We start from the raw sequence: 24,014 nt of genomic DNA, 5'->3' as shown, positions 1-24,014 counted from the left end.
CCCCACCCGCCCCAGGACGCTCAGCCGTGGCGGCCGAACCCCGATCGGACGACGCATACCGCCCGCCGGGTGGGGTAGCCAGCAGCTGATCGAGTGTCGTCACGGGGGTGGATCATGGGGTACGCGCGAACGGCCGTCGCTCCCACGGTTGCGGACTGGACCGCCCGTCGCACCGGGTCGGCGGGCCGGTGGACGCCCTGGGAACTGGCCATGGCCAAGGCCAGGTCCGGCCGACGGGTGAGCGTCGTACTGCCGGCCCGCAACGAGGAGGCCACCGTCGGCGCCATCGTCGAGTCGATCGTCGGGAACCTGGTGGACCGGGTGCCGCTGGTCGACGACGTGTTGGTGGTCGACTCCCGGTCCGACGACAGTACGGCGGCCGTGGCCGCGGCCGCCGGCGCCCGAGTCGTCGGCCAGGACGAGATGACCCGGGGCCTGCCGCGGCTGGAGGGCAAGGGCGACGCGCTCTGGGCCGGGCTGGCCGCCGCCGACGGGGATCTGATCGCCTTCGTCGACGCCGACCTGCGGGAGTTTCAGCCTGCCTTCGTGACCGGGCTGCTCGGCCCGCTGCTCACCGACGAGTCGGTCAGCTTCGTCAAGGGTTTCTACCACCGGCCGCTGGTCCGGTCGAGCGACGTCGAGGCGGATGCCGGTGGCCGGGTCACGGAGATCATGGCCCGACCGCTGTTCAATCTCTTCTGGCCGGACCTGTCGGGATTCGTCCAGCCGTTGGCCGGCGAATACGCCGGCCGACGCGACGTGCTGGAGCAGATCCCGTTCGTCTCCGGCTACGGGGTGGAGACCGCGATGCTGATCGACCTGCTCGACGTCTGTGGGCTGGACTCCCTGGCCCAGGTCGACCTCGGCGAGCGGCGGCACCGGCACCAGAGCACCGAGGCGTTGGGACGGATGTCCGCCCAGATCCTGTTGACCGCCTGGTCGCGGCTCTACCGCAAGGGCTGGGTGATCTCGGAACGTCCGCCCGGCGGTCTACTCACCCAGTTCCGCCGCGGCGAGGCCGAGGCACTGAGCAATCTGGAACGCGAGGTCGTCGTCAGCGACGTGTCGGTCCAGGAACGGCCCCCGCTGGGCCAGCACCGGCGGGCGCTGGCAACCGCGGCTGCCGGCTGACGCCGAGCCCGGCCGGACCGCCGACCGGCTATTTGCTTCCCGCGCTCGGCTTGGTGGCGTGGAACACGATCAGACCGACCACCAACCCGACCAGTGCGATGGCACCGGAGTTCGATGTGTCGTCCCCGGCTCCGGAGAGGCCGAAGGCGAACGTTCCCGCGCCTGCGACGATCGCTGCGACCAGGCGGTTTCCACGTTGCTTCACGGTCGGCACGCTATCGGCGCCGGTGACGCCGCCGGCACCGGCCGGCACGGGTTCCCCCGATCGAGGTGACCAGCGGGACGCGGCTCAGGCCACGGCGAACAGCGGTGCCAGGCCGGCCACGGTCAGGCTGCGTCGCACGTAGGGCTGCGGCCGGACGAACCGTAGCCGTACCGCCGCGCGGCGGGCGGCCTCGTGGCTGGCCAGCAACGCGGCGATGCCGGCGGCGTCGACAAAGCCGACGCCGTCCAGGTCGACCAGGACCTCGGCGTCGCTGCCGGCGGCCCGCACCGCGTCGACCAGTCCGGCGCGGACCCGTTCGGCTGCCTCCCGGTCGAGTTCGCCGGTCAGGCCGATCTCGGTTCGGCCGTCAACGCGGTGCACGGAGATGGTGAGCGCGGCGTCGGTCGGCTCCGGCTGGGCGATCCCGGACTCCCACCGGGGCGGGGCGTCGGTCAGCATCGCCTGGCGCAGCCAGGTCAAGGTCCGGGACAGCAGCCGGGAGACATGCATCTGGGAGATGCCGAACTCGGCGGCGATGTCCGACTGGGTGTAGTTGCCGTAGAAGCGCATGGCGAGGATCCGGCGTTCCCGAGCCGGCAGCCGGTAGAGCAGCCCGCTGACCGTGAGCCGGTCGTCGACGGACTCCAGGTCGGCGTCGAGGGCGCCGAACATGTCGCCCAGCTCGGCGGGTCCGTCGTCGCCGACCGGCCCGTTCAGCGACGCGGGCGTGTAGCCGGCGGCGGATTCCAGGGCCGCGAGGATGTCCTCTTCGGAGGTGTCCAGCCGCTCGGCGAGTTCGGCGACGGTCGGCGACCGGGACAGCTCGCTGGTCAGCACCGCGGTCGCCTGGCTCACCTCGATGGTGAGGTCCTGCAGCCGGCGGGGCACGTGCACACCCCAGGTCCGGTCCCGGAAGTGGCGTTTGATCTCTCCGGTGATGGTCACCGCCGCGTAGGCGGTGAACGAGCCGCGGTCCGGGTCGTAGCGGTCCACCGCCTTGACCAGCCCGAGCCGGGCGACCTGCTCGAGATCCTCCAGCGGCTCGCCGCGGCCGCGGTAGCGTCGGGCCAGCCGACCGGCGAACGGCAGGGCCAGTTGGACGAGCTCCTCCCGCAGGTCCCGGCGCCGGCTCTCAGCCTGGTCGGCGAACCGGGCCGCGTAGGACAGAGCTGCTCCGTCGAGGTCCTCCAGCGCGTGTTCCGAACGAGTTACCGTACGCCTTTGTCCGGACATTTCGCCCCTCCCCGGTGATCCGGCCCTGAGCTCCGCATTCCGGCACATTGATCGGGTCGCGAGTCCGGTGCGGCACCGGACTCGACGCCCTCACTAAGCCGGACCCTACTGGCAGTGACGACGCCACCCGATCCGAATGCCATGAAAATTCCACGCCGAGGACGGCGTCCGACGCACCGGCCGTGCGTTCAACTGGTGACCGGATCGGAATACCGCAGCACGGCGCCGACCCCGCCATCCAGATCAGCGTCACCGGGCCCGACCAGCACCAGATCGGCGTCGGTGGCCGCCAGTGCGCGCAGCAGCGCCGCGTCGGCGCGGACCTCGCAGGGCTCGTCCACCGCCATGACGGCCAGGTCGGCCGGATCCAGGGCGATCTGGGTCGGCTCCGGACCGATCCAGACCCGCTGGGTCGAGGAGGGGTCATCGACCAGCAGCAGCGTGTCGACCTGAGCCCGCTGCAGCGCGTCGACCACGGCGGGCAGACCATCGCCCCGGCCCTGTTGCGCGCCGTAGCGGTCCAGTGCCCGGTCGGTGTGCTCGGCGGCCACCGCGGCGATGGCCTGGATGGTGGCCTCGGTCAACGGCTCGGGATCGGCACCCACCGCGCGCGACCCGGCATCGGTCTGCACCGTACGCGACTGCCAGCGTCTCGGTAGTTGGCCGACCAGAAGTTGGCGTGCGTCCGGGTCGCCGGCGACCACCAGCGCCTCGGCCCCGATCTGGTCGGCCAGCGCTGCCGTCGCCGCGGCGCTGGCACCGGCGTTGCGCCGCCACGACACCTCGGCCGCCCGCTGGAACCGGGCCTGGGACCAGGCCCCTGGTTTCACCTTGCGGATCGGGTGGGCGGCCGGGCCGTCGACGCCGGCCTGCCGGGGCAGCCCGCCGGCGCTGACCGCGTCGATTTCGGCCCCGGTGCGACTAACCAGTACCCGCAGCCAACTGATCTCCTCGCCCCGCTGAGCGACCAGCGGCATCGCGTGCGGCAGCGGGCCGACCGTGGCGAGGTCACGCTGGGGCGGTGCCGGCAGATAGTTGTGCAGCACCACCTCGCCGCTGGCGGCGCTGAGCGCGAGACCGTACTCACCGGTGCGGGGCACATGCCGGGTCACCGCCGCGCCGAGCGCCGCGACCGACGCCGGATCGGCGCCCTGCTGGTCCAACTGATCACGCAGCGCCCGCCAGCGCAGTTCGAGCGCGTCCACCGCGTCCTCGGTGTCGTGTGAGGCGTCCAGGTATACCGACGCCCACGGTCCGGGCCGGGCGTAGAGCGGCCGCAGGAAGGACAGATCCATGACGTACCCCCCTCTCTCCACCGGCATACCCGGACAGCTCGACTAATCACCTCAAATCAACCACCACCTCCCCCATGAACCCATTCATTCACGGCATTCACTCGACTATCTCGATACAATGCGTGAACAAACACAAACATTGGGTGGTGATGGATGGATCCCGAACTGTTCCCTGAGCGAGCCGTCCACCGGCCCGGGCCGATCATCACCGGACACGTGGTCCGTCTGGTCGGCGGCTACTCCCGGCCGATCAAAATCGGTCAGCCCGTCCTGATCGGAGTACTCGCGGCGGCCGGGGTGATCCGAGCACTCGGGGCGGCGCTCGCCTCGGTCCGCCTGGCCGGAAGCGGCTCCACCGCCGCTCGCCGCAAGTGGAAGGAACTGCGCAACGGGCCGGAGTTCCTGGTGACCCCCCTGCACATCCGGGACACCACCGGGGTGCTGTGCGAGATGGAGATCCACGGACATGTGCCGCAGAGCGCCCTTGACCCGGCCGACCACGTGCAGGTGACGGTACGCCGACAGAAGGACCCCGAGCTGCCACCCAGGGTGGAACGCATCGTCAACCTCACCACCGGCCAGTTCCTCACCCCACGGACCCCGACCGTCTGGTCGCACCTCGGTCCGGCGCTGCTGTTCCAGGCGGTCCTCGGGCTCCTCTTCCTGGTCGCACTCGCCGGGCTGGTCGTCATACTGGCCTGACCGTTTGTGGCCACCACCCGGAGATCCACTCCGGTTCCGTCCTCCGCCTGACGGAGGAACCCCGGCACCGGGGTACTTCGTGAGACGGAGACAACTGCCCCCCGACGGGGTGAGGGTGACGGGCGTCGGGTGAGGGATCATGGGACGATGACGCGCCAAGGGTGCCGACGGGCCCGGTCGTGACCGACTTACTGATCTCCGTGGCCTTCGCTGTCGCCTCCGCCGGCGCGTACGCCCTCGGCGCCGTGGTCCAGGAACGGCTCGCCGTCCGGCTCGGGGCCCAGACCCCCTGGCGGGCGATCGTCCGGGCGCTACTCCGGGCCCGGCGCTGGTGGCTGTCGGTGGCGCTGAACGCTGCCGGCGCGCTGCTGCACGTTGCGGCGCTCGCGTACGGCCCGCTGTCGGTGGTACAGCCGCTCGGTGTCCTGACCCTCGTGCTGGCCCTGCCGATCGGCGCCGCGTTCACCGCCCGGCGGGTCGCCGCCCGGCAGTGGGTGGGGGCTGCGGCGACCGTGCTCGGTCTGCTCCTGCTACTCACCCTGACAGTGCCGGGCAGCGGCGACGGGATGACCGCAGCGGACGGCACCGTCCTGATCGTGGCCAGCGCCGTCGTGCTCACCGCGATGATCGCCGGCACTGCGGCGCTGCGGCGCCCGGTGCCCCGCAGCCTGCTCTACGCCACCGGCGCCGGCGTCGCGTTCGCCGTCGCATCCGCGCTGACCCACGCGGTGACCCGCGAGTACGCCGAGCACTCAGTGGCCGCCCTGATCGGCCCGACCGTGCCGGCCATCGCCGCGATGGCCATCGCCGGGGTGCTGCTGTCACAGCTCGCCTACCGCGGCGGCGGCCTTGGCGCGCCGCTGGCCACGGTCACCCTGGCCAACCCGGTCGCGTCAGCGGTGATCGGGGTGGCGCTGTTCGGGGAACGCTTCGCTGACGGGCCGCTCGCTATGGTGCTGCTGGTGAGCGCCTGCGGCACCGCCGGTGTCGGGATCCTGCTGCTGGCACCGCCGACCGCAGCGACCGACATCGCCGACCCGATGGACCCGGTCTCCGACCGGCCGCGTCCGCTGGCGCTCTGCCGCCGCTGACCGCCGGCCGGCCGGGCATCAGGGGCACCGGCGACCCGAGGTCGAGTGTCTTCGGTCACCTCCGGTACCTACAGGATGCGAATCCGGTCGGGATGTCGTTTCCTTGAGTATGGCGGCACCACGCACCGCAGCGTGGCAGCCCACCCGCCACCGGCCGTCGGCCACCTCTTCTCAACCGCGCCACGGCCATCGGCCACCGCTCGACCTCGTCGCGCAGCACCAGATCACCGCCGCAACACCCTCTCACCGCCTGTCCTGCCGTCACCGGCGCCGGCGCACCCGCACCTGTTCGAATGAATGGAGAAGATCGCGATGCCCCTGCGGGTCGGCGACCAGTTCGCCAACGCACTGGTCACTCAGGACGGCCTGTGCCGTCCGGTCCCGACGTCCCGACCGCACCCCCCGCTGCCGGCCGGCGGTGACGCCGCCGACGGACGCCGACGGATCCTGATGCTGTCCTGGGAGTACCCGCCGGTGCTGGTGGGCGGACTGGGCCGGCACGTGCACGCCCTCTCCGTCGCCCTGGCCAACGCCGGCCACGAGGTCACCGTCGTCACCCGCCACGCCACCGGCGCCCCCCTCGAGGAATACGCCGACGGCGTCCGCATCATCCGCGCCACCGAGGACCCACCCCTGTTCCCCCTGGCCACCCCCAGCCTCCTCGCCTGGACCATGGCCTTCAACCACACCCTCACCCGCGCCGCACTCCGCGCCACCCAGACCGCCGAATACGACGTCATCCACGCCCACGACTGGCTCGTCACCCACACCGCCGTCACCCTCAAGGAACACCTCGACATCCCCCTCGTCGCCACCATCCACGCCACCGAGGCCGGCCGCCACCAGGGCTGGCTCCCCGACGAGATGAACAAGTCCATCCACTCCATCGAACACTGGCTCGGCCACGAGTCGTGCCGGGTGATCACCTGCTCGGCGTACATGCGCGACGAGGTGCTGAGCCTGTTCGGGGTGCGCCCGGACCGGGTCGACGTGGTCGCCAACGGAGTGGACGCCCGCCGCTGGCAGGTGCCGACGGACGCGGTCACCGCCGCCCGGGCACGGTTCGCCGGCGACGGGCCGCTGGTGTCGTTCGTCGGCCGGCTGGTCTACGAGAAGGGCGTCCAGCACCTGATCGCCGCGCTGCCCCGGCTGCGCCGTCAGCACCCCAACCTGCGGCTGGTGATCGCTGGCGACGGACCGTACCGCTCCGAACTGGAGGCCGACATCGACCGGCTCGGGCTATGCGACGCCGTCACGCTGCCCGGCTTCCTCGGCGGCACCGACCTGCCGGCCCTGATGGCGGCGTCGGACTGCTTCGCGGTGCCCAGCGTCTACGAGCCATTCGGCATGGTGGCGTTGGAGGGCGCTGCAGCCGGCGCGCCGCTGGCTGTGTCGGCCACCGGCGGGCTCGCCGAGATCGTCGAACCCGGGGTCACCGGAATGACCTTCCAGCCGAAGGACCCGGACGGACTGGCCGACGCCGTCGGCGCCCTGCTGGCCGACACGACGCTGGCCCGGCAGGTTGCCCGGCGGGCCCGCCGGATGGTCCACGACCAGTACGGCTGGGCTGCGATCGCGCACCGCACCGCGGTGACCTACTCCGCCGCGATCGTCCAGTCCTCGGCGTTCGCCACCGAACGGGCAGCCGCCCGAATGGCGCAGGGACAGGCCACTATCGTCATCCCGGACGGAAACCTCCTCGCCGGCGCGGGGAGCAGATGACCGCTACCCGGGAGGCTGCCCTGACCGAGACGATCGGCGACATCGACCTGCACCTGTTCGCCGAAGGACGCCACGAACAACTGTGGCGGATGCTCGGCGCCCACCCGCAGCCCGGCGGATGCCGGTTCGCGGTGTGGGCGCCGAACGCCCGCCGGGTCCGGGTGATCGGCGACGGTCCCGGCTGGGGCCCGTACGACGGCCAGGAGTTGGACCGGCTCGAATCCGGTGGCGTGTGGGCCGGTTTCGTGCCGGGCGTCGTCGCCGGACAGCGCTACAAGTACCGCGTCCAGGGGTGCGACGGCTCCTGGGCGGACCGGGCCGACCCGATGGCGCAGGCCACCGAGGTGCCGCCCCGGACGGCCTCGGTGGTGTACCAGTCCGGGTACGTCTGGCAGGACGCGGACTGGTTGCGCAACCGGCGGGGTGACCACCACGCCCGGCCGATGTCCGTCTACGAGGTGCACCTCGGCTCGTGGCGCCCCGGGCTCAGCTACCGGGAACTGGCCGACCAACTGGTCTCCTACGTGTCGGACCTGGGCTTCACCCACGTCGAGTTGATGCCGGTGATGGAGCATCCGTTCGGCGGCTCCTGGGGGTACCAGGTGACCGGCTACTACGCGCCGACCTCCCGGTTCGGCACCCCGGATGACTTCCGGCATCTGGTCGACCGGCTGCACGGCGCGGGTATCGGAGTCCTGCTGGACTGGGTGCCGGCGCACTTCCCCCGCGATGCCTGGGCCCTGGCCCGGTTCGACGGCACCGCGCTGTACGAACATCCGGATCCGCGCCGTGGCGAGCACCCTGACTGGGGCAGCCTGATCTTCGACTATGGCCGGCGGGAGGTACGCAACTTCCTCGTCGCCAACGCCCTGTACTGGCTGGAGGAGTTCCACGTTGACGGGCTGCGGGTCGACGCGGTCGCCTCGATGCTGTACCTGGACTATTCGCGGGGGCCGGGCCAGTGGCTGCCCAACGACTCCGGCGGCAACGCCCACACCGAGGCGATCGAGTTGCTCAAGGAGCTCAACGCGACCGCGTACCGGCTCAATCCGGGCGTCGTGATGATCGCGGAGGAGTCCACCGCCTGGCCGGGGGTCACCAGACCCACCGACTGGGGCGGGCTCGGCTTCGGGCTCAAGTGGAACATGGGCTGGATGCACGACACGCTGAGCTACCTCGCCCGCGATCCGGTGCACCGCAGCCACCACCACGACGAGATGACCTGGCCGGCGGCGTACGCACACACCGAGCAGTTCCTGCTGCCGATCAGTCACGACGAGGTGGTGCATGGCAAGGGCTCACTGACCGCGAAGCTGCCCGGCGACCGGTGGCAGCGGCTGGCCGGGCTACGCGGGCTGCTTGCCTACATGTGGGCGTTCCCCGGCAAGCAACTGCTGTTCATGGGCAGTGAACTGGCCGACGAGCAGGAGTGGAGCGAGCAGCGCGGGCTCGACTGGTCACTGGCCGCAGACCCGGCGGCCGGCGGGGTTCTCAATCTGCTCCGGGACCTGAACGCGGTCTACCGGCAGTGCCCGGCGTTGTGGGAGCTGGACGTGACACCGGGCGGATTCGGGTGGATCGACCACACCGACCGGCAGGCCAACGTCGTCTCGTTCCTCCGGCGCGCCCGCGACGGTAGCGTCCTGGCCTGCGTGGTCAATTTCTCCGGGGTGCCCCGGCACGGATACCGGATCGGACTGCCGCAGCCCGGCCGCTGGCAGGAGACGATCAACACCGATGCCGAGTGGTATGGCGGATCGAACGTCGGCAACCTCGGGGCCGTCGTGGCTGACGGTGCGCCACTGCACGGTCAGCCGGTGTCCGCTGGGCTGCAGGTCGGGCCGTTCGCCACGGTCTGGCTGCGCCCGGACCCGGTGGCGCGGACCGACGGCGGTGGCGGCCGACCAGCGACCGAGACGGCCGAGACGCGCGCCGGCTGACAGTCCGACGCCGTCGGCGGGGGCGCCTGCGAGCGCAGGCGCCCCCGCCGACGAGGTTCAGCGCTGGCCGACCGGGACGAACTGACGCTCCTGCGGACCGACGTAGAGCTGTCGGGGCCGGCCGATCTTGTTGGTCGGGTCGGCGATCATCTCCCGCCACTGTGCGATCCAACCGGGCAGTCGGCCCAGGGCGAACAGCACGGTGAACATCTTCGGTGGGAAACCCATCGCCTTGTAGATCAGCCCGGTGTAGAAGTCCACGTTCGGGTAGAGCCTGCGGGAGACAAAGAAGTCGTCGGCGAGCGCGATCTCCTCCAGCCGCATCGCGATGTCCAGCAACGGGTCCGGTTTGTCCAGCCGGCCCAGCACGTCCTGCGCCGCCTGCTTGACGATGGCCGCCCGCGGGTCGTAGTTCTTGTAGACCCGATGGCCGAAGCCCATCAGCTTGACGCCGGCCTCCTTGTTCTTGACCCGCCGGACGAAGTCCTGCACGTCGCCGCCGGAGGCGTGGATCTCCTGCAGCATCTCCAGCACCGCCTGGTTCGCACCGCCATGCAGCGGGCCGAACAACGCGTTGACCCCGGCCGAGACCGAGGCGAACAGGTTGGCGTTGCTGGAGCCGACCAGCCGCACCGTTGACGTCGAGCAGTTCTGCTCGTGATCGGCGTGCAGCACGAACAACATGTCCAGCACCTGCGCGATGACCGGGTCGGCCTGGTACTCGGTGGCCGGCACACCGAACGTCATCCGCAGGAAGTTCTCCACGTAGCCGAGCGCGTTGTCCGGGTAGAGCAGCGGCTGGCCGATCGACTTCTTGTACGCGTACGAGGCGATGGTCGGCACCTTGGCCATCAACCGCACCGTGGAAATTTCGACGTGGTCGGTGTCGAACGGGTCCAGGCTGTCCTGGTAGAAGGTTGACAGGGCGCTCACCGCAGAGGAGAGCACCGCCATCGGGTGCGCGTCGCGGGGAAAGCCGTCGAAGAACCGACGCATCTCCTCGTGCAGCAGCGTGTGCAGCCGAATCTGCTCACTGAAAGCAGCCAGCTCATCACTGGTCGGCAACTCACCGTAGATGAGCAGGTAGCTGACCTCAAGGAAGGACGCCTTGCCGGCCAGTTGGTCGATGGGGTAGCCCCGGTAGCGCAGAATCCCGGCATCGCCGTCGATGTAGGTGATCGCCGACGCACAGGAGGCGGTGTTGACGTAGCCCGGGTCGAACGTGACGTGACCGGTCTCCTTCAGCAGCGCCCCGACCTCGATCCCGGGCGGACCTTCGATGGCCGGCTGCACCGGCATCGACAGTTGGCCACCGGGATGGTCCAGCTTCACATCCGTCATATGGTCCCTCACTTCGCCGGCAGATCTTCGTCGAGTGCCTCATTTCTTACCGTAATCCTGCGGTGGTGCGCTGCCGCAGCGAGCAGGTGAGGGTGAGGGATGCGTCACCCGATCCGGTGGTCGGACACCACGAAATACTCCAGAAACGGATGAAAGCACCAGTCAGTCAGTGCGCCGCCGCAGCTCGGTACCGGCATCGACCACCTCGAAGATCTCCACCCGGTTGTCGCCGGAGCGCCACAGCGACTCGTCGGTGATCAGTGCGGCGAACCGCCGCCCCTCGGCGTCGGGGGCCAGTGCCGGCACCACAGTGGCGATCCGCCCGTTCACCGCCACCGCGAGCGGAGCGCCGGTCGCCACCTGGTCGGGCAGCTCGCCGTACGCCAGCGCAGGCAGGTTGCCGCTTGCCGGGTCGACGTCGGTGTAACTGCTCGCGTTGCTGACGGTGGCGCGAATGCCGTCGTCGGTGACCGGCAGCTCGACGACCGGGCGACCGACCAGCTCCGGCACCAGCGGCGCGGGTAACGGCGGACCGGCCTGGCCGGTGGTCAGGGCGGTGTACGTCGCCGGGCCCGGCACCGTCACCGGCTCACCCGGAACGTCCCGGAACTGCTTGTCCACCCGTTCCCGGGGCGGGCAGGTGCCGCATCGGCCGTCGACCTCGAACGGCAGGTCGATGCCCGCGTGCGCCGCGATGGTCGGCAGCAGGTCGACGTGCTCCCAGTTGCGGTCGTCGACCCGACCCGTCTGCTGGCCCGGCTCCTTGACGAAGGTCGGCACCCACAGCACCTCGGCCGGTGCGGCCCGCACCGCACCCATGCCCCGCCCCTGCTCCCCAAGGGTGAAGCTCACCCCGTGGTCGGCGGTGACGACCAGCAGCGCGTCGTCGTAGCGGCCGCTCGACCGCAACGCCGCCAGGGTCTGCCCGATCAGGCCGTCGGTGTAGCCGAGCTGGGCCAGGTGCCGCTGACGGGCCAGCTCCACCCAGCCGGCGCCTTCGTTCGGGAAGTCCTCGGGAGCCTCGTAGCGGACACCGGACGGCAGGTAGCTCCACGGTGCGTGCGGCATCAGCAGGTGGAGAAAATGCAGCGTTGGCCCCTGGTCCGGGGTGGCCAGGCCGTCGAGGAACGTGGTGAACCGGGCTGGTTGGTTGTCGTCGAGGGCGTCGAACCGGAATCTGGGGTCGGTCGGGGCGTCGGCGCCGACCAGGGCCGCGCCGGTGAGCCCGGCGTCGCGGCGGGTCGGCTCGCGGAAACTCGCCGTCGGGTCGTCATGGCTCTCCACCGGCGACAGGATCTGGCCGAGCAGGGCGGCGGTCTCCTGGAACAGCACCGGCAGGGCCGCCGTGGTGGGCTCCGCCTCGCAGCGACTCGGCGCGCAGAGCTCGGTAATGCTCTCCTGCGCCCGTATCTGGTAGGTACCGCCGAGCGCGCTGAACAGGTTGTCCGGATGCTGGGAGTAGTGCGGTGCCACTTCGCGTTCGGGGTACCGGCCGGACAGCATCGCCGGCAGCGCGTACGGGGTCCAGCCACTGACCGCGGTGGCGTTGCGGTACCAGGTCGAACCGGCGGCCAGCTCGGCGAAGTGCGGGTAGCGTTCGGCGTCGATCCGCCCGTCTGGGCCGAGCAGCGACAACAGCGGCAGCTCGTCGAGGATCAGCACCACCACCGGCGGGTGTCTGCCGTCGCCGGTGGCCGTGCCAGGCCCGGCGCTGGTCTGCTCGCTGCCGAGCACTACCGCCGAGGCCGGCGAGGTGAACACGAACAGCACCACGAAGACCGCTGGTCCGACAGCAGCCAGCCGCAGCAGCTGTCCCAGCCCAAGCCAGCGCCGGTAGGCCCAGGTCACGGCCACGCCGGTCAGCAGCGCGGCGGCCAGCAGCGGCAGGCCTCGGACCGGCAACAGGTGCTTGCCGACCTGTACCGCCAGGGCTACCAGCAGCAGCCCGACCGTCACCAGGTGAACGGTCCGGCGGACCGACGGACCGGCCAGCCCGATCAGCGCGCCGGGCAACCAGCACACCAGCGGCGGTACGACCACGTAGAACGCCACCAGCAGCAGGATCTCGGCCGTCCCGGCACCGTGGAAGAGGAAAAAGTCCGGGCTGCGCCCGACGACATCCAGCAACGGCTGCGCAACGACCAGGCCGCACAGTGCGACGATCTCGAGCAGCCGACGCAGCTCCGTCGACCTGCGGGTAGGCGGGGCCGGGTCGGCTGACAACGGACGGGAATCGGCGGACGGCGGGCCGGCCGGGGCCGGTACCGCCGCAGCGGTACCGGGCTCCGAGTCAGCCACGCTGGATCCCGGCGTACAACGTCCGGGTGCCGGACGGGAGTTCCTCCCGCCGGGTGATCTCGTACCGTTCGGCGAGCAGCCGCTCGAACTCCGCCCGGTGGTAGTCGGGGAAGAGCCCGGCGGGCTTGTTGGCAAGCAGTTGCCGGGCCATCGGGTCGTCCGGGTGGACGAACTCGATGATCATCTGGCCGGTGCCGCCGCCGGCCGGCAGCAGACCGGTCAGCCAGTCCAAGACCCTTGGCAGCGGCACGTTGCGCCCGATCGCCAGGTGGTGGATGACCGCCAGGGCAAGCACCGTGTCCGCCCGGGCCCGGGCGGTAAACGACGTACGCTCGTTGCCGGCCCAGCCACCGCCGGGCGACGGGTCGGCGAGGTCCATCAGGATCGGCAGGATCCGCCGCTGCCCGTCGGCGCGCAGCCGCCGGTACAGGTGGTCGACGACCGCCGGGTCGCTTTCCACGGCCACCACCTGCTCGGCGTGGGCGGCGGCGATCCGGGAGTACGTGCCGTCGTTGGCACCGAGGTCGAACACTGTCCCCGGGCGGTGTGCGGCGAGTTCGGCGTCGACGAAGGTGGTCTTCGCCGTGCGGTCGGCGTCGGAGTAGGTACAGGTCTGCTGGTAGTCGACCCAGTGACTGCCCGGCGGCGCCCAGTCCAGGCGGTCCACCAGCTTGGCGACGGCCCGGACCGTGGCCCGGACGAGCTCGGTGGAGAAGCCGGCGTCGCGGATCTCCGCCCGCACCGATCCGGTACTGGCCGAGGCGTGCCGGGTCTGCATCGCGTCGTGCAGGTGGACGTGCTTGAGAACACCGGCCCGCCACCGCCGGGCACCGCGGAACAGCCGCCGCATCTGACCCGACTCGATGCCGTCGATGCGCGACCGCAGCAACGGTTGGAAGTCCAGGCCCAGATGCGCCTGCAGCATCAACGGGTAGAGCATGGTCTGGCAGAACTGCCGGTAGCCGGCCCAGGGTTCGCCAGTGGCGGCCGGCTGGAACGAGCCCACGTCGATGAAGACCGGGTCGGCGCCGCGCCACTGCAGGTTGTACGCCGAGCCGTCGGTCATGGTGACCCCGTCGGCGAGCGCCGCCTCCAGCACTTCCAGATGCAGCCGGGCGGCGTCGCGCAGTTGGGCGAAGGACCACTCGTAGGGGTAGGACACGAACGGCACCCGCTCGTGTCGCAGCACCGTCGTCCACCGGTCGGCGACCGTTGCGGGCAGGTCTCCCGGCTCGACGGCCTTGGTGGCGACGACCTTGCCGGCAGCCATCAGCGGCGCCAGGAAGGCGCTGTCCCGGACTGCCGCCCAGTCACTCGCAGCCTGGGGTCCCAGGCCGCGGAGCACCGCGCCGTCGGCGTAGAAGACTTGGTTGTCCGGGTCCCGGAACGAGCCGGGCTCGTCACGGAGGGTCGAGGTGGTCGATTCGGAGATCATCGGTGCCGGGCCGCTCAGTCCTTCTTGGTGGGCTGCTTACGGAACCGGCTGACCAGCCGGCGCCAGTAGAGCTTGGTCGCGACGACCATGCCGGCGGCGCCAGCCACCACCGCTTGAACGATCAGGCTGCCAGAACCGGCATCCAGGTAGGCCAGGTAATCCACGCCGGCCACCTCCCAACTGTGTCGAGTTTCGTGCGGTGCGTCTGTCAACTGCGGCCCGGACAGGGGCCGACGTCACCGAAGGTTGTCTGACACGCCATCTTACGGACAGCTGCCGTACACCCTACGCGGCCGACCCCGTGGACACCGCCAGCCCCACCGGCACCCCGCCCCCCGACGATCGGAAACGGACCCGAGGTTGTCTGGTTTTGGCGATATTTGTCGCTCCTATGACCAACGGCGCGTCCGGCTCGTCCACAGCTGGTGGACAAGCCGGACGCACCGCCCGGGTCAGATAACGGTTCAGCAACGGCCGCGGTCGCTCTCCCCCTCCACCGGACAGCGCCCGGGACCGCGCCACAGCCGGCCTGCTAGCCGATCTACTCGCCAGCGCCGCCGGAGCCGACCGCGCCGAGAATCGACGGGAGCTCCCCGGGGTACAGCACCGCCAGCCGCGCGGTAGCCCGGGTCAGCGCCACGTACAGATCGTTGCGGCCCCGTGGCGAGTCAGCGACGATCGCGGCGGGATCCACCACCACGACCGAGTCGAACTCCAACCCTTTGACCTGCGCGACGGTCAACACCACCACGGGCGACTCGAGGTCGGGCTGCTCACCGGACGCGACCCGGTCAACTGCCCCCCGTACCTGCTCCACCAACCCGTCGTGCCGGCCGGCCGGCACGATCACCCCGAGCCGCCCGTCGCCGACTGTGGACAGTTCCGCCCGGATCAGCTCGACCAGCCCGTCGACGAGCTGGCCGGCCCGGGGCACCCGCTCCCACCGAACCGGCACGCCCGACTCGCGGACCGCCCGGGGCACCGAGGCGGCGGGATCGATGGCGCCGAGCACCCGACCAGCCACCGCCAGGATCTCGGCCGGAGTGCGGTAGCTCACCGTCAGCTCGGCCAGCCTCCAGCGGTCCGCCACGTACGGCCGCAGCAGCTGCGCCCAGGACTCCGCGCCGGCCAACGCCCCGGTCTGGGCCACATCCCCGACGATTGTCATCGACCGGTTCGGGCAGCGGCGCATCAGCAGGCGCCACGCCATGGCGGACAGTTCCTGGGCCTCGTCGACGACGACGTGGCCGAAGGTCCAGGTACGGTCCGCCGCCGCCCGTTCGGCAGCCGTCCGGTGGTCACCAGCCACCTGCCGGGTCGCCAGCGCCTCGGCGTCGAGCAGGTCGGTCGCGCCGAGGATCTCCGGCTCCGCCTCGTCCTCCACGTCGATGGACTCCGACCCGCGCAGCACGTCCAACGCTCCCTCGGCGTACTCGAGCCGCTGGCGGCGCTGAGCCTCGGCGAGCGCCTGCTGGGCGCTGTCGTCGACACCGAGCAACTCGGCTGCCTCGTCGAGCAGCGGTACGTCCGCCGGCGACCAGCCACCGCCGGGGGCGCGCCGGAGCGCGTCGCGTTCGGCGGAACCGAGGTCGGGGGCGGCGGCCGCGAGCCGCTCGGGCGAGGCGAAGAGGTCGGTGAGCAGTCGCTGCGGGGTCAGCACCGGCCAGAACCGGTCCAGGACCGACCGCAGCGCCGGGTCGGCGCGCAGTTCCCGTCGGATCTCCGCGAGGTCCGCCTCGGCCAGCACCTGCGGATCACCGGGAGCGTCGTCGCCACCGAGCGGATCGTCCGCGTACGGGTCGATGCCGATCTGGTCGGCGATCTGGTCAGCCAACGCGTGCACGATCTCGGTGTCGAACAGTGGGCGGGCCAGGTTGTGCAGCCGTCCCGACCGGCGGGTACGTTCGCGCGCGTCGGCGCAGATCTGCGCGGTGATCCGCAGCTGGTGGCCGTCCACGTCGACCAGCACCGGCTCGTCCGGCACCTCCTGCCGGTCCCGGATCGCGGCCGCCACCACTTCCGCCATCGCCGCCCGACCCTTGATCTCCGCGACCCGGTCCGGTTCGGTCCGGGTCGCACGCACCCCGGGATACAGCTCTCCGAGGGTACGCAACAGCACCCCGGTCTCGGCCAACGACGGCAGGACCTGAGCGATGTACCGCAGGAAGGTCGCGTTCGGCCCGACCACCAGCACACCCCGGCTGGACAGCTCTCGGCGGTGGGTGTAGAGCAGGTACGCGGCGCGGTGCAGCGCGACGGCGGTCTTACCGGTACCCGGGCCTCCCTGGACCACCAGCGCCCCGTCCACCGGTGCCCGAATGATCTCATCCTGTTCGGCCTGGATGGTCTGGACGATGTCCTTCATCCGCCCGGTCCGACCCGCGGTGATCGCGGCGAACAGCGCCGCCTCACCGGTCAGCGTGCTCGTCCGGTGGTCCCGGGCGAGTTCCAGATCGAGCAGCTCGTCGTCGATCGCGGTGACGGTCCGCAGCCGGCTGCGGATGTGCCTCCGGCGGCGGACACCGTCCGGCGCCGCGGCGGTCGCCAGGTAGAAGGGTCGGGCGGCCGGGGCCCGCCAGTCGATCAACAACGGCTCATAATCGCCCTGTTCGTCGAAGAGCCCGATCCGGCCGATGTAGCGGTGTCCCTCGTCGGTCAGATCGAGCCGACCGAAACACAGTCCGTTCTCCACTGCGCTGTACTGCGCTATCCGTTCGGTGTGCAGTGCTACCGTGGCCTCGCGTTCGGAGCGCGCCTGCGGCGTGCCACCGGTCTGCCGGAGCGCGGTCGCGAGCCGCCGTTGCGCCATCCCCCGCAGAGAGTCCAGCTGTTCATGCAGCATGGTGACGTACTGCTGCTCCGCGGCGAGATCGGCGGCCCGGTCCAGTTCCTCGGGCCGGTCGGTGTCGGTGACGGTCTGATCCACACCGTTGATGTTGTCACGCCCGGGTGCCTGCACCGCACTTGACAAGTGTGCCCCCTTGTTGTTAGCCGCGATTGTCAGACGCCGCAGAGGCGTCTTCTTTCTTGTGAGGATGCGTTGACGAAGCACATCGCCGACGAGGACGCATCGCTGACGGAACCACGTCGCTGACGAAGACATCTCGCTGACGAGAGCACCTTCGTTGGCGGAACGTCAACGATAGCCGCTGGTCGTCGCCACCGTCTTCCTCGCTTGCCTGGCCTCGCCGCCGGCCCGATCTCGGTGCTGCCGACCGGTTCGCCAGGCGACCGCCCGTGTTTCGCCGGTTCACCCACGGGTACGCACCCGCCGGGCAGGACGCGGAGGAGGCGTGATGGGTGCTTCGGAACCCTGGGTTCACCAGGCTTCGGCAACCGCCGAGGCGGGTCGGGTCCGCACCGACGACGGCGAGTTCTCCAGCCGGCTCGCCTCCCCTTTGGCGCCGCACGGCGGCGGCCTCACCCCGGAGCAGTTGCTGGCTGCAGCGTTCGCGTCCTGCCTGCACCACGCGGCGGTCGAGGCGGCCTCCGAGATCACCGACGAGTCGCACACCGTCGAGGTGCACGCCGAGACCCGGCTACGACGCGACCCCGACGGCCGGTACCGCGCCGACGTGCGGGCCAGCGTCGCCTCCTGCGGGCTGACCGTCGAGCAGCTTTCCGCCCTGGCCCGACGGGCCGACCTACTCTGGCCGTTCTCCGGACAGGACGGCGCGCGGCACACCGTCGACGTCGTCGCCGCCAGAGCGGACGACGACCGCGCCGCAGCAGAGCACCACCATCCAGTCGGCAGTGGCGGCAACCCGGTCCGGACGCCGCCGCGTTGACCAGATCCGACTCACCGTCACCCTGATCCGGCCCGACGCAGCCGCGGCATCCGGACGATGTTCGCTCCCGGATGCAGGCTCGGGGCGAGCGCGCCAACGACCCCGTCTCGGCCAAGGCGCAGCATCGCGACCAGTTCGTCGACGTTGGCGGCGGCCGGACCGAACAGACTGCCCTGACCTGCGGCGCAGCCCAGCTCCCACAGCGTCCGTCGCTGTCCCGTGGTGGACACCCCGTTGGCGACCACGGTGTGTGCGAGGTCGCGGCCCAGGCCGACCAGTGACCGCAGCGCGGCAGGCGAGTTCTCCGGTACGGCGAGCAGCCGGTGGTCGACCTTCACCAGGTGCACTGGAATGCGGAGCAGCGCGGAGAGCGGCGCGTCGGAGGTGCCGAATCCGGCGAACGCGATCCGCACCCCGTCGTCATGCAACTGGTGCAGGGCACTCAGCGCCATGTCCGGGCAGCTGATCCCGGTCGTCTCGGTGAGTTCGACGATCAGCTGGTCGGCTGGCACGCGGTGCGCATCCAACTGGTGCCGCACGTCGGCGGGGAACCCGGTATCCAGCAGGCTCCGCGCGGAGATGCCGATGGACACGGGGAGCTCGAAGCCGGCGTCCCGTAGCAGCCGGGTGGCGGCGAGCGTCCGGTCGAACATCCCCCGGGTGAACTCGGCGAGCCAGCCGGAGCGCTCGACCAGCGCGAGTATCCCGGCCGCCGGCTGGTCACCGAGGTCGGCGTTGCCCCACCGCACCACCGCCTCGGCGGCGACCGCCGACCCGCTGCCGAGATCGACGATCGGGTCGAAGCCGACCGCGTAGTGGTGACCGGCCAGCGCGGCGGGGAGCTCCCCGCGCAGGGCCAGCCGGTCCGGGTCAGCGGTGTCCCGACTACGGTCGTACCTGGTCAGCCCGCGGCCGCTCTCCTTGGCCTGGTACATCGCGACGTCCGCCCGCCGCAACAGTTCCTCGGTGCTGGCGTTGCCGTCCGCCGTGGCCAGTCCGGCGCTGGCCCGAAGGCTGATCCGGATCCCGTTGAGATCCATCGGGTCATGCAGCACCTGCAGGATCCGTGCCGCTTGGTGCTCGGCGCGGGCCGGTGCCGCGTGTCCGGTGAGCAGAATGGCGAACTCGTCGCCACCCAGCCGGGCCACAAGGTTACCGGCGGCCGCCCGGTCCAGTCGTCGGGCGACCTCCACCAGAACCTGGTCGCCAGCGGAGTGCCCGAGCGTGTCGTTGACCTCTTTGAAATGATCGAGATCGATCAGCGTCAGGGCGGTACGCGGCAGGCTGTGCCGGTCGGCCAAGGTGGCGGTGAGTCGTTCCCGCAGGTGTCGACGGTTGGCCAGGCCGGTCAGCGGATCATGGGTGGCGTCGTGCTCGTGCCGGGCCGCAAGGTCGATCACCTGTGCGTAGGCGATGGCGTTGCGGATCGCGGTGGTCAGCGCCGCGCCGAAGGTACGCAACGTGTAGCGCTCGCGGTCGGACAGACCCGCGCCGGCGAGGGCGAGCCGCAGCGCACCGGCGGCCCACTCGGTGCCACCGGTGGCGCCGAGCGGCACCGTCACCAGGTCACCACCGACACCGGGCACCGCATGATCGGCCGGACCGTCGTACCGTAGGCCGTGCTCATCGCCCCGCACCAGGCGTCGCTGCGGGCCGTGCTGGAACTCGATCTCGACGGTTCGGGCCGAGAAGAGCCGCGCGGCTCCGGACGACGCGGTGCGCAGTACCGCGTCGAGGTCCACACTGTTGAGGGCGTCGGTGGTCTCGGCCAACTGCCGCCAGGCAGACCGTTCCTCAGCCAGATGCAGCCGCCGTCGAAAGCTCGAGTGCAGCAGCAGGACCGCCAACGGGGTGGCCACCAGCAGGCGTGCGTCGACCGCCACCACCACCACCGTGGCCAGGGCGAGCAGCAACGTGGCGACCTTCACACCGGCCCGCATCCGAGCGCCCCGGCGCACCACCCGCCGCCAGGACGTCCGGTCGGCAAGCGCGACCACCGGCACCGGCAGCGTCTCGTCGACCACCGCGTAGGCCAGCGCCGCGACGCAGAGCGAGACGACGGTGACCGTCCAGGAGCGGGTGAGGTGGCTGGTGCCGCCCAGCACCGGCACGAGACCGGCCCACATCGCGGCTGCCGCCGCGGCCAGCGCGCCGATCGATTCCTTAGCCGTGGCAAACGCCACCTTGACCGGCGTGGACCGGGCGACGGAACGCCCGACGGCCACGCCTACGGCCGTGCACACGACGACCCAGTGCGCCGGCAGCACCGCGACCGACACCAGCACCGCGGCGCTGGTCGGCGAGATGCCCTGCGGGGTTCGGATCCGGATCGGTACGGTGCAGCCACTCGCGACAGCGACGAGGCTGGTGAGCACCAGGGGGTAGTAGAGGGCGGGGAGGCTGGGCGGTGCGCCGATCCCGGACACCGCCCATGCCATCGCCACCAGACCACAGCAGACGATGAGCCCGACGAGCGGCGTCAGCCGCCGATCCACCCCGTCGCCACGCACCGTTGCCGTCGCCTCACTTCCCGCCTGGACAGCTTCATCCACATGAGCCTCGCGTCAGCGTCTCATAACTCACCGTCCATCGAACAGGTCCGGGATCACAGCCAATCGTTGTCACGCATGTCGCCACCCCCTCAGTCCCCTGGGATACACCCGAAGGATAGGGAAGATAAGTTGCGCTTGGTATAGCTAAATGTCTTTTGCGCCAGTACGCGATTATTATTGCGTTAATTACTTTGCGCCCGTTTTTGGGAACAGTCGGTGAACACGTTCGCGACTAGTGCCCCGCAAAGGGGACAGACCGATCAACTGCCAGCCACCGAATCCGCCGACCCCGCCAGTGAAATCAGCTTGGATCGCAGGGGTCAAGGGCTCGCCGGCCGTCGAGCAGAAATTGATAGGCCCGAGGAAAGTCGCGCAATGTACTCGCGAATGCACTCAGAGTACGTCGTACCCCGATCACCGGGACGCCGCGGGACCCGAGTATCTCGGCCGTCCAGTCGACGGCATCGACGAACAGCGTGGAGTCGTCCATGTAGACCGCGGCGGAGAGGAAGTCCACCAGGTGACCGAGATCGACGATCGTCGCGTCCCACTGCCCGGTGGTGTAGCCGGCCGTCGACGGTTCCCGGTGCCGCAGATCGTCCAGCGCGACGTCGATGATCTCGGCGCGCCGGCTCACCAGCCCGGCGTACTCCTCACCGCCGAGCCGGCTGGTCGCCCGGACGGTCCGGGCCAGGTCACCGTCGGAGTCGGCGAGCAGGTCCGCCGCGGCACGGGCGTCCGGAGCCCACGCAACCCCCATTGCCCGGGCCCACCGGCCGTCGGGTCCGAAGCCCCGGCCGCCGACCAGGACCGGCACGTCGGCCCGCTGGCAGGCCTGGACGGTGCGATGCGCCTGCGGTAGACGCATCGGCAACGCGCAGGCCAGTGCCACCGCCACCGGGTCGTGCCGGTGCAGATAGGTCATCAGGTGCACGGCCGGCACACTTGCGCCCAGGAAGGTGACCTGCCAGCCACGCAGCCGCAGGACCTCGGCGACCAGTCGGGGAGGCAACGCGTGCCACTCCCCGTCCATGCAGGCCACGATCACCCTGCCCCGGTGTGGCCGGGGCGCGGCCCGGGTAGTGACCGCGGCGACCATCAACTCACTGATGTGCGTCGCTGCATGCTCCTGGGCCACCGACCACTCGTTGCGCTGCCACCATCGGCCGACCTGGACCTGAGCCGGCGCGATCAGATCCAGCAGCACCGATTCGGCCGGTACCCCGGCCGCCAGCAATTCGTCGGCCAACGCCAGCGCAGCGACCTCGTCCGCGGCCGCCAGACAGGCCAGCAGTGCCCGGTACGCGCCACCTACCTCGACAGGTGTCGGTTCGGCCACTACCGTCGGTTCTCCCGCCGTGGGTCGGGCGCCACGGGCACATGCCGGTCCCGCTGCCGGTGGCCAGGCGGATCGGCACGCACCGCGAGCACGGCGATGTCGTCGTGCTCGCGGCCGGCCAGCCAGTCCCCCGCCAACTGCTCCACCCGTTCGGCGAGTGCCGGCGCCGGCATCTGATGACACCCCTGCAGCGCCTGCGTGAGCCGGTCGAGACCGTACTGCTCGGTACCGTACCGCCCGCCACGGGCCTCGGTGACCCCGTCGCTGTAGAGCAGGCACGTCTCACCGGGCGCGAGGTCGACGGTCAACTGGCCGATCCTCGGCTGCGGGACCACGCCGATCAGCATGCCGCTGAGCGGCACCGTCTGCACCGTCGCGTCGCCGCGCAGCACCAACGGCGGAAGGTGACCACCGCCGGCCAGGGTGAGCGTCAGACCACCGTCGCGGGCCGGACGGGCCGACCCGAGCACCATCGTCGCGAACCGGCCCTGCCCCTGGGCCTGAGTCGTCTCCAGGACCGACTCGTTGAGCAGCCGGAGCAGTCGTCTCGGATCGGTCTCGACACTACGCAGCGCCTGCAGCGCCTGGCGTACCTGGCCGGTGAACACCGCCGCTTCAACGCCCTTCCCGGAGACGTCGCCGAGAAAGAACAGCACCCCGCGCTCGGGCAGGTCGAATGCGCCGTAGAAGTCGCCGCCGATACGCAGCGACGACGGGGCCGGCCGGTACGCGGTGCCCCACTGCACACCCGGCACCCGTCGGGGCACCGCCGGCAACAGGCTAGCCTGCAGGGTCTCCGCGACTTCCGACTGGTGGCGGTAGAGCACCGCGGCGTCGAGGGCGGAGCCGGCGCGGGCGGCAAACCCCCGCAACAGGTGCAGGTCGGCGTCGTCGAACCCGACCGGACCAGGTCGGGCGACCAGCAGCACACCGGTCGGATGCGTGCTGCCCGGCAGGGCGGCGACCCGTACGGCGAAATCCCGGCCCGGCGGCGGGAACAGCCAACCCAGGTCGACGAGTTGCTCGGCAAGCCAGTCCAGGGACGTCACCTCGACGCCACGCAACGCCTCGGTGAACGCCGGTGGCAACTCGTCCACCGCGATCGTGCCGCCGTCGACCGGTGGTTTCCCACCGGTACCCGGGTCGCTGGCCCGCCACCAACTGGCGCGACCACGGTGAGGTGCGACCACCAGCACCGCGAACTGTCCGAGCGTTGGCACCGCGAGCCGCACGGCGGCCCGAGCCGCCCGGTCCTCATGCAGTGGGTTGCCGAGTTGCTGGCTCGCGTTGGCCAGGAACATCCAGCGGGCCCGCTCGGCGAGCAAAGCGTCGGCGCGCGCGGTGCGCTCGGTCGTATCATCGACATACCAGGCGATCCGGTCGTGCGCCAGGGGAACCCGGCGCAACCGCAGCCGATGCCCGTGGTGAGTCAGCTCAGCGGTAGAGGAGGTGTCGAAGGTAGCCAGGTCCAGCCCGGCGATGCCGCTGGCGGAGGCCGCCTGCCCAAGAACCAGCTCCGGCAGCAGCCGTCGGGCGGTGGCGTCCAGCTGCCGGACCACCCCGGCACCGTCGCAGATCAGCAGCCCTTCGCGGAAGTTGTCGACGGTGGCCTGACCGGGCGGTCCACCGGGGGTCGCGGTGGACGGCTCCCCGTGCCGCAGTCGCGGGTCAGCCGTGGCACCGAACGGGACAGCTCCGGAAGGCGCCGTCGCCGTCGACTCGGGTGTACAGACCCGCCCATCGCCCGGTTCCCGGTCCGTGACTTCGGCGGTGCTCACCAGCCAGGCCTCACTCCCTTGTCCCGGTCGACCGGCCCGGACAGGCGCACCGGGACCGTTGCTCGTGCTCCACCCTACGCGGCTGGTCGCGAATCGCCACCCGGTAGTTGCGCAGTCGGCTGGCCGTGGGCCGCCCGCCTCCGCAGTTGGTGCGGGCGACGGCC

At 70.9% G+C, this 24,014-nt stretch carries 16 protein-coding genes and 1 pseudogene; 6 read left to right on the top strand and 11 right to left on the bottom strand.

Annotated features, from left to right (window positions below):
* Positions 1-114: 114 nt before the first annotated feature.
* On the top strand, positions 115-1,131 hold the full coding sequence (locus O7610_RS06180) for a glucosyl-3-phosphoglycerate synthase (protein WP_281554772.1): 1,017 nt from the start codon (positions 115-117) through the stop codon (positions 1,129-1,131).
* Between the two features lie 28 nt (positions 1,132-1,159).
* Here O7610_RS06180 and O7610_RS06175 read toward each other — a convergent pair whose 3' ends face one another.
* The 3 genes from O7610_RS06175 to O7610_RS06165 all read right to left on the bottom strand — a co-directional run bounded on the left by O7610_RS06175 (position 1,160) and on the right by O7610_RS06165 (position 3,864).
* Complete coding sequence (locus O7610_RS06175) at positions 1,160-1,384, bottom strand: hypothetical protein (protein ID WP_281554771.1); 225 nt, start codon at positions 1,382-1,384, stop codon at positions 1,160-1,162.
* A 36-nt stretch (positions 1,385-1,420) separates the two neighbouring features.
* Positions 1,421-2,569, bottom strand: coding sequence for a SigB/SigF/SigG family RNA polymerase sigma factor (locus O7610_RS06170; protein ID WP_281554770.1), 1,149 nt, complete (start codon positions 2,567-2,569; stop codon positions 1,421-1,423).
* Positions 2,570-2,757: 188 nt separating this feature from the next.
* The gene (locus O7610_RS06165) at positions 2,758-3,864 is read right to left on the bottom strand and encodes a baeRF2 domain-containing protein (protein WP_281554769.1); all 1,107 of its coding nucleotides are present in this window, start codon (positions 3,862-3,864) and stop codon (positions 2,758-2,760) included.
* Positions 3,865-4,017: 153 nt separating this feature from the next.
* On the opposite strand from O7610_RS06165, the gene O7610_RS06160 reads away from it, so the two are divergent.
* The 4 genes from O7610_RS06160 (at position 4,018) to glgB (ending at position 9,319) form a co-directional block, all read left to right on the top strand.
* The gene (locus tag O7610_RS06160; RefSeq protein WP_281554768.1) at positions 4,018-4,566 is read left to right on the top strand and encodes a hypothetical protein; all 549 of its coding nucleotides are present in this window, start codon (positions 4,018-4,020) and stop codon (positions 4,564-4,566) included.
* Positions 4,567-4,745: 179 nt separating this feature from the next.
* Positions 4,746-5,657, top strand: a complete 912-nt coding sequence (locus tag O7610_RS06155; RefSeq protein ID WP_289212800.1) for a DMT family transporter — start codon at positions 4,746-4,748, stop codon at positions 5,655-5,657.
* A gap of 312 nt (positions 5,658-5,969) precedes the next feature.
* Positions 5,970-7,379 carry a glycosyltransferase family 4 protein gene (locus O7610_RS06150; protein ID WP_289212799.1) on the top strand — a complete coding sequence of 470 codons (1,410 nt, stop codon included), beginning with the start codon at positions 5,970-5,972 and terminating at the stop codon, positions 7,377-7,379.
* The gene (gene glgB / locus O7610_RS06145) at positions 7,376-9,319 is read left to right on the top strand and encodes a 1,4-alpha-glucan branching protein GlgB (RefSeq protein WP_289212798.1); all 1,944 of its coding nucleotides are present in this window, start codon (positions 7,376-7,378) and stop codon (positions 9,317-9,319) included. Before O7610_RS06150 ends, glgB begins: the two co-directional genes overlap by 4 nt.
* A gap of 57 nt (positions 9,320-9,376) precedes the next feature.
* Here the strand turns inward: glgB and O7610_RS06140 are convergent, their stop codons facing one another.
* The 5 genes from O7610_RS06140 to O7610_RS06120 all read right to left on the bottom strand — a co-directional run bounded on the left by O7610_RS06140 (position 9,377) and on the right by O7610_RS06120 (position 17,319).
* Entirely contained in the window at positions 9,377-10,660 is a 1,284-nt protein-coding gene (locus O7610_RS06140) for a citrate synthase (RefSeq protein WP_281554764.1), read from the bottom strand.
* Positions 10,661-10,822: 162 nt separating this feature from the next.
* Complete coding sequence (locus O7610_RS06135; protein ID WP_475049655.1) at positions 10,823-12,958, bottom strand: sulfatase-like hydrolase/transferase; 2,136 nt, start codon at positions 12,956-12,958, stop codon at positions 10,823-10,825.
* Positions 12,951-14,393, bottom strand: a complete 1,443-nt coding sequence (locus O7610_RS06130) for a class I SAM-dependent methyltransferase (RefSeq protein ID WP_289212797.1) — start codon at positions 14,391-14,393, stop codon at positions 12,951-12,953. Before O7610_RS06130 ends, O7610_RS06135 begins: the two co-directional genes overlap by 8 nt.
* Before the next feature lie 14 nt (positions 14,394-14,407).
* Positions 14,408-14,566 carry a hypothetical protein gene (locus tag O7610_RS06125; protein ID WP_289213722.1) on the bottom strand — a complete coding sequence of 53 codons (159 nt, stop codon included), beginning with the start codon at positions 14,564-14,566 and terminating at the stop codon, positions 14,408-14,410.
* A 368-nt stretch (positions 14,567-14,934) separates the two neighbouring features.
* On the bottom strand, positions 14,935-17,319 hold the full coding sequence (locus O7610_RS06120; protein ID WP_502959080.1) for a HelD family protein: 2,385 nt from the start codon (positions 17,317-17,319) through the stop codon (positions 14,935-14,937).
* Positions 17,320-17,689: 370 nt separating this feature from the next.
* On the opposite strand from O7610_RS06120, the pseudogene O7610_RS06115 reads away from it, so the two are divergent.
* A pseudogene (locus O7610_RS06115) lies at positions 17,690-18,088 on the top strand (OsmC family protein); the annotation flags it as partial.
* Between the two features lie 110 nt (positions 18,089-18,198).
* Here the strand turns inward: O7610_RS06115 and O7610_RS06110 are convergent.
* The 3 genes from O7610_RS06110 to O7610_RS06100 form a co-directional block, all read right to left on the bottom strand.
* A complete protein-coding gene (locus O7610_RS06110; protein WP_281554761.1) occupies positions 18,199-20,733 on the bottom strand; it encodes a putative bifunctional diguanylate cyclase/phosphodiesterase in 2,535 nt (844 codons plus the stop codon).
* 301 nt (positions 20,734-21,034) lie between these two features.
* Positions 21,035-22,072, bottom strand: coding sequence for a cobalamin B12-binding domain-containing protein (locus tag O7610_RS06105; RefSeq protein WP_289212796.1), 1,038 nt, complete (start codon positions 22,070-22,072; stop codon positions 21,035-21,037).
* Entirely contained in the window at positions 22,072-23,850 is a 1,779-nt protein-coding gene (locus tag O7610_RS06100; protein ID WP_289212795.1) for a SpoIIE family protein phosphatase, read from the bottom strand. The genes O7610_RS06105 and O7610_RS06100 overlap by 1 nt, the downstream gene beginning before the upstream one ends.
* Positions 23,851-24,014 lie beyond the last annotated feature (164 nt).

Source organism: Solwaraspora sp. WMMA2065, assembly GCF_030345075.1.
Classification (GTDB): domain Bacteria; phylum Actinomycetota; class Actinomycetes; order Mycobacteriales; family Micromonosporaceae; genus Micromonospora_E.
Note: the sequence above shows the minus strand (reverse complement) of the source record. Positions and strands in the feature narration are given on the sequence as shown.

What these genes read in the sequence shown, in the direction of transcription:
- O7610_RS06170 (WP_281554770.1), bottom strand. Translation starts at nt 2,569, where the DNA reads ATGTCCGGACAAAGGCGTACGGTAACTCGTTCGGAACACGCGCTGGAG.
- O7610_RS06150 (WP_289212799.1), top strand. Translation starts at nt 5,970, where the DNA reads ATGCCCCTGCGGGTCGGCGACCAGTTCGCCAACGCACTGGTCACTCAG.
- O7610_RS06180 (WP_281554772.1), top strand. Translation starts at nt 115, where the DNA reads ATGGGGTACGCGCGAACGGCCGTCGCTCCCACGGTTGCGGACTGGACC.
- O7610_RS06140 (WP_281554764.1), bottom strand. Translation starts at nt 10,660, where the DNA reads ATGACGGATGTGAAGCTGGACCATCCCGGTGGCCAACTGTCGATGCCG.
- O7610_RS06160 (WP_281554768.1), top strand. Translation starts at nt 4,018, where the DNA reads ATGGATCCCGAACTGTTCCCTGAGCGAGCCGTCCACCGGCCCGGGCCG.
- glgB (WP_289212798.1), top strand. Translation starts at nt 7,376, where the DNA reads ATGACCGCTACCCGGGAGGCTGCCCTGACCGAGACGATCGGCGACATC.
- O7610_RS06165 (WP_281554769.1), bottom strand. Translation starts at nt 3,864, where the DNA reads ATGGATCTGTCCTTCCTGCGGCCGCTCTACGCCCGGCCCGGACCGTGG.
- O7610_RS06130 (WP_289212797.1), bottom strand. Translation starts at nt 14,393, where the DNA reads ATGATCTCCGAATCGACCACCTCGACCCTCCGTGACGAGCCCGGCTCG.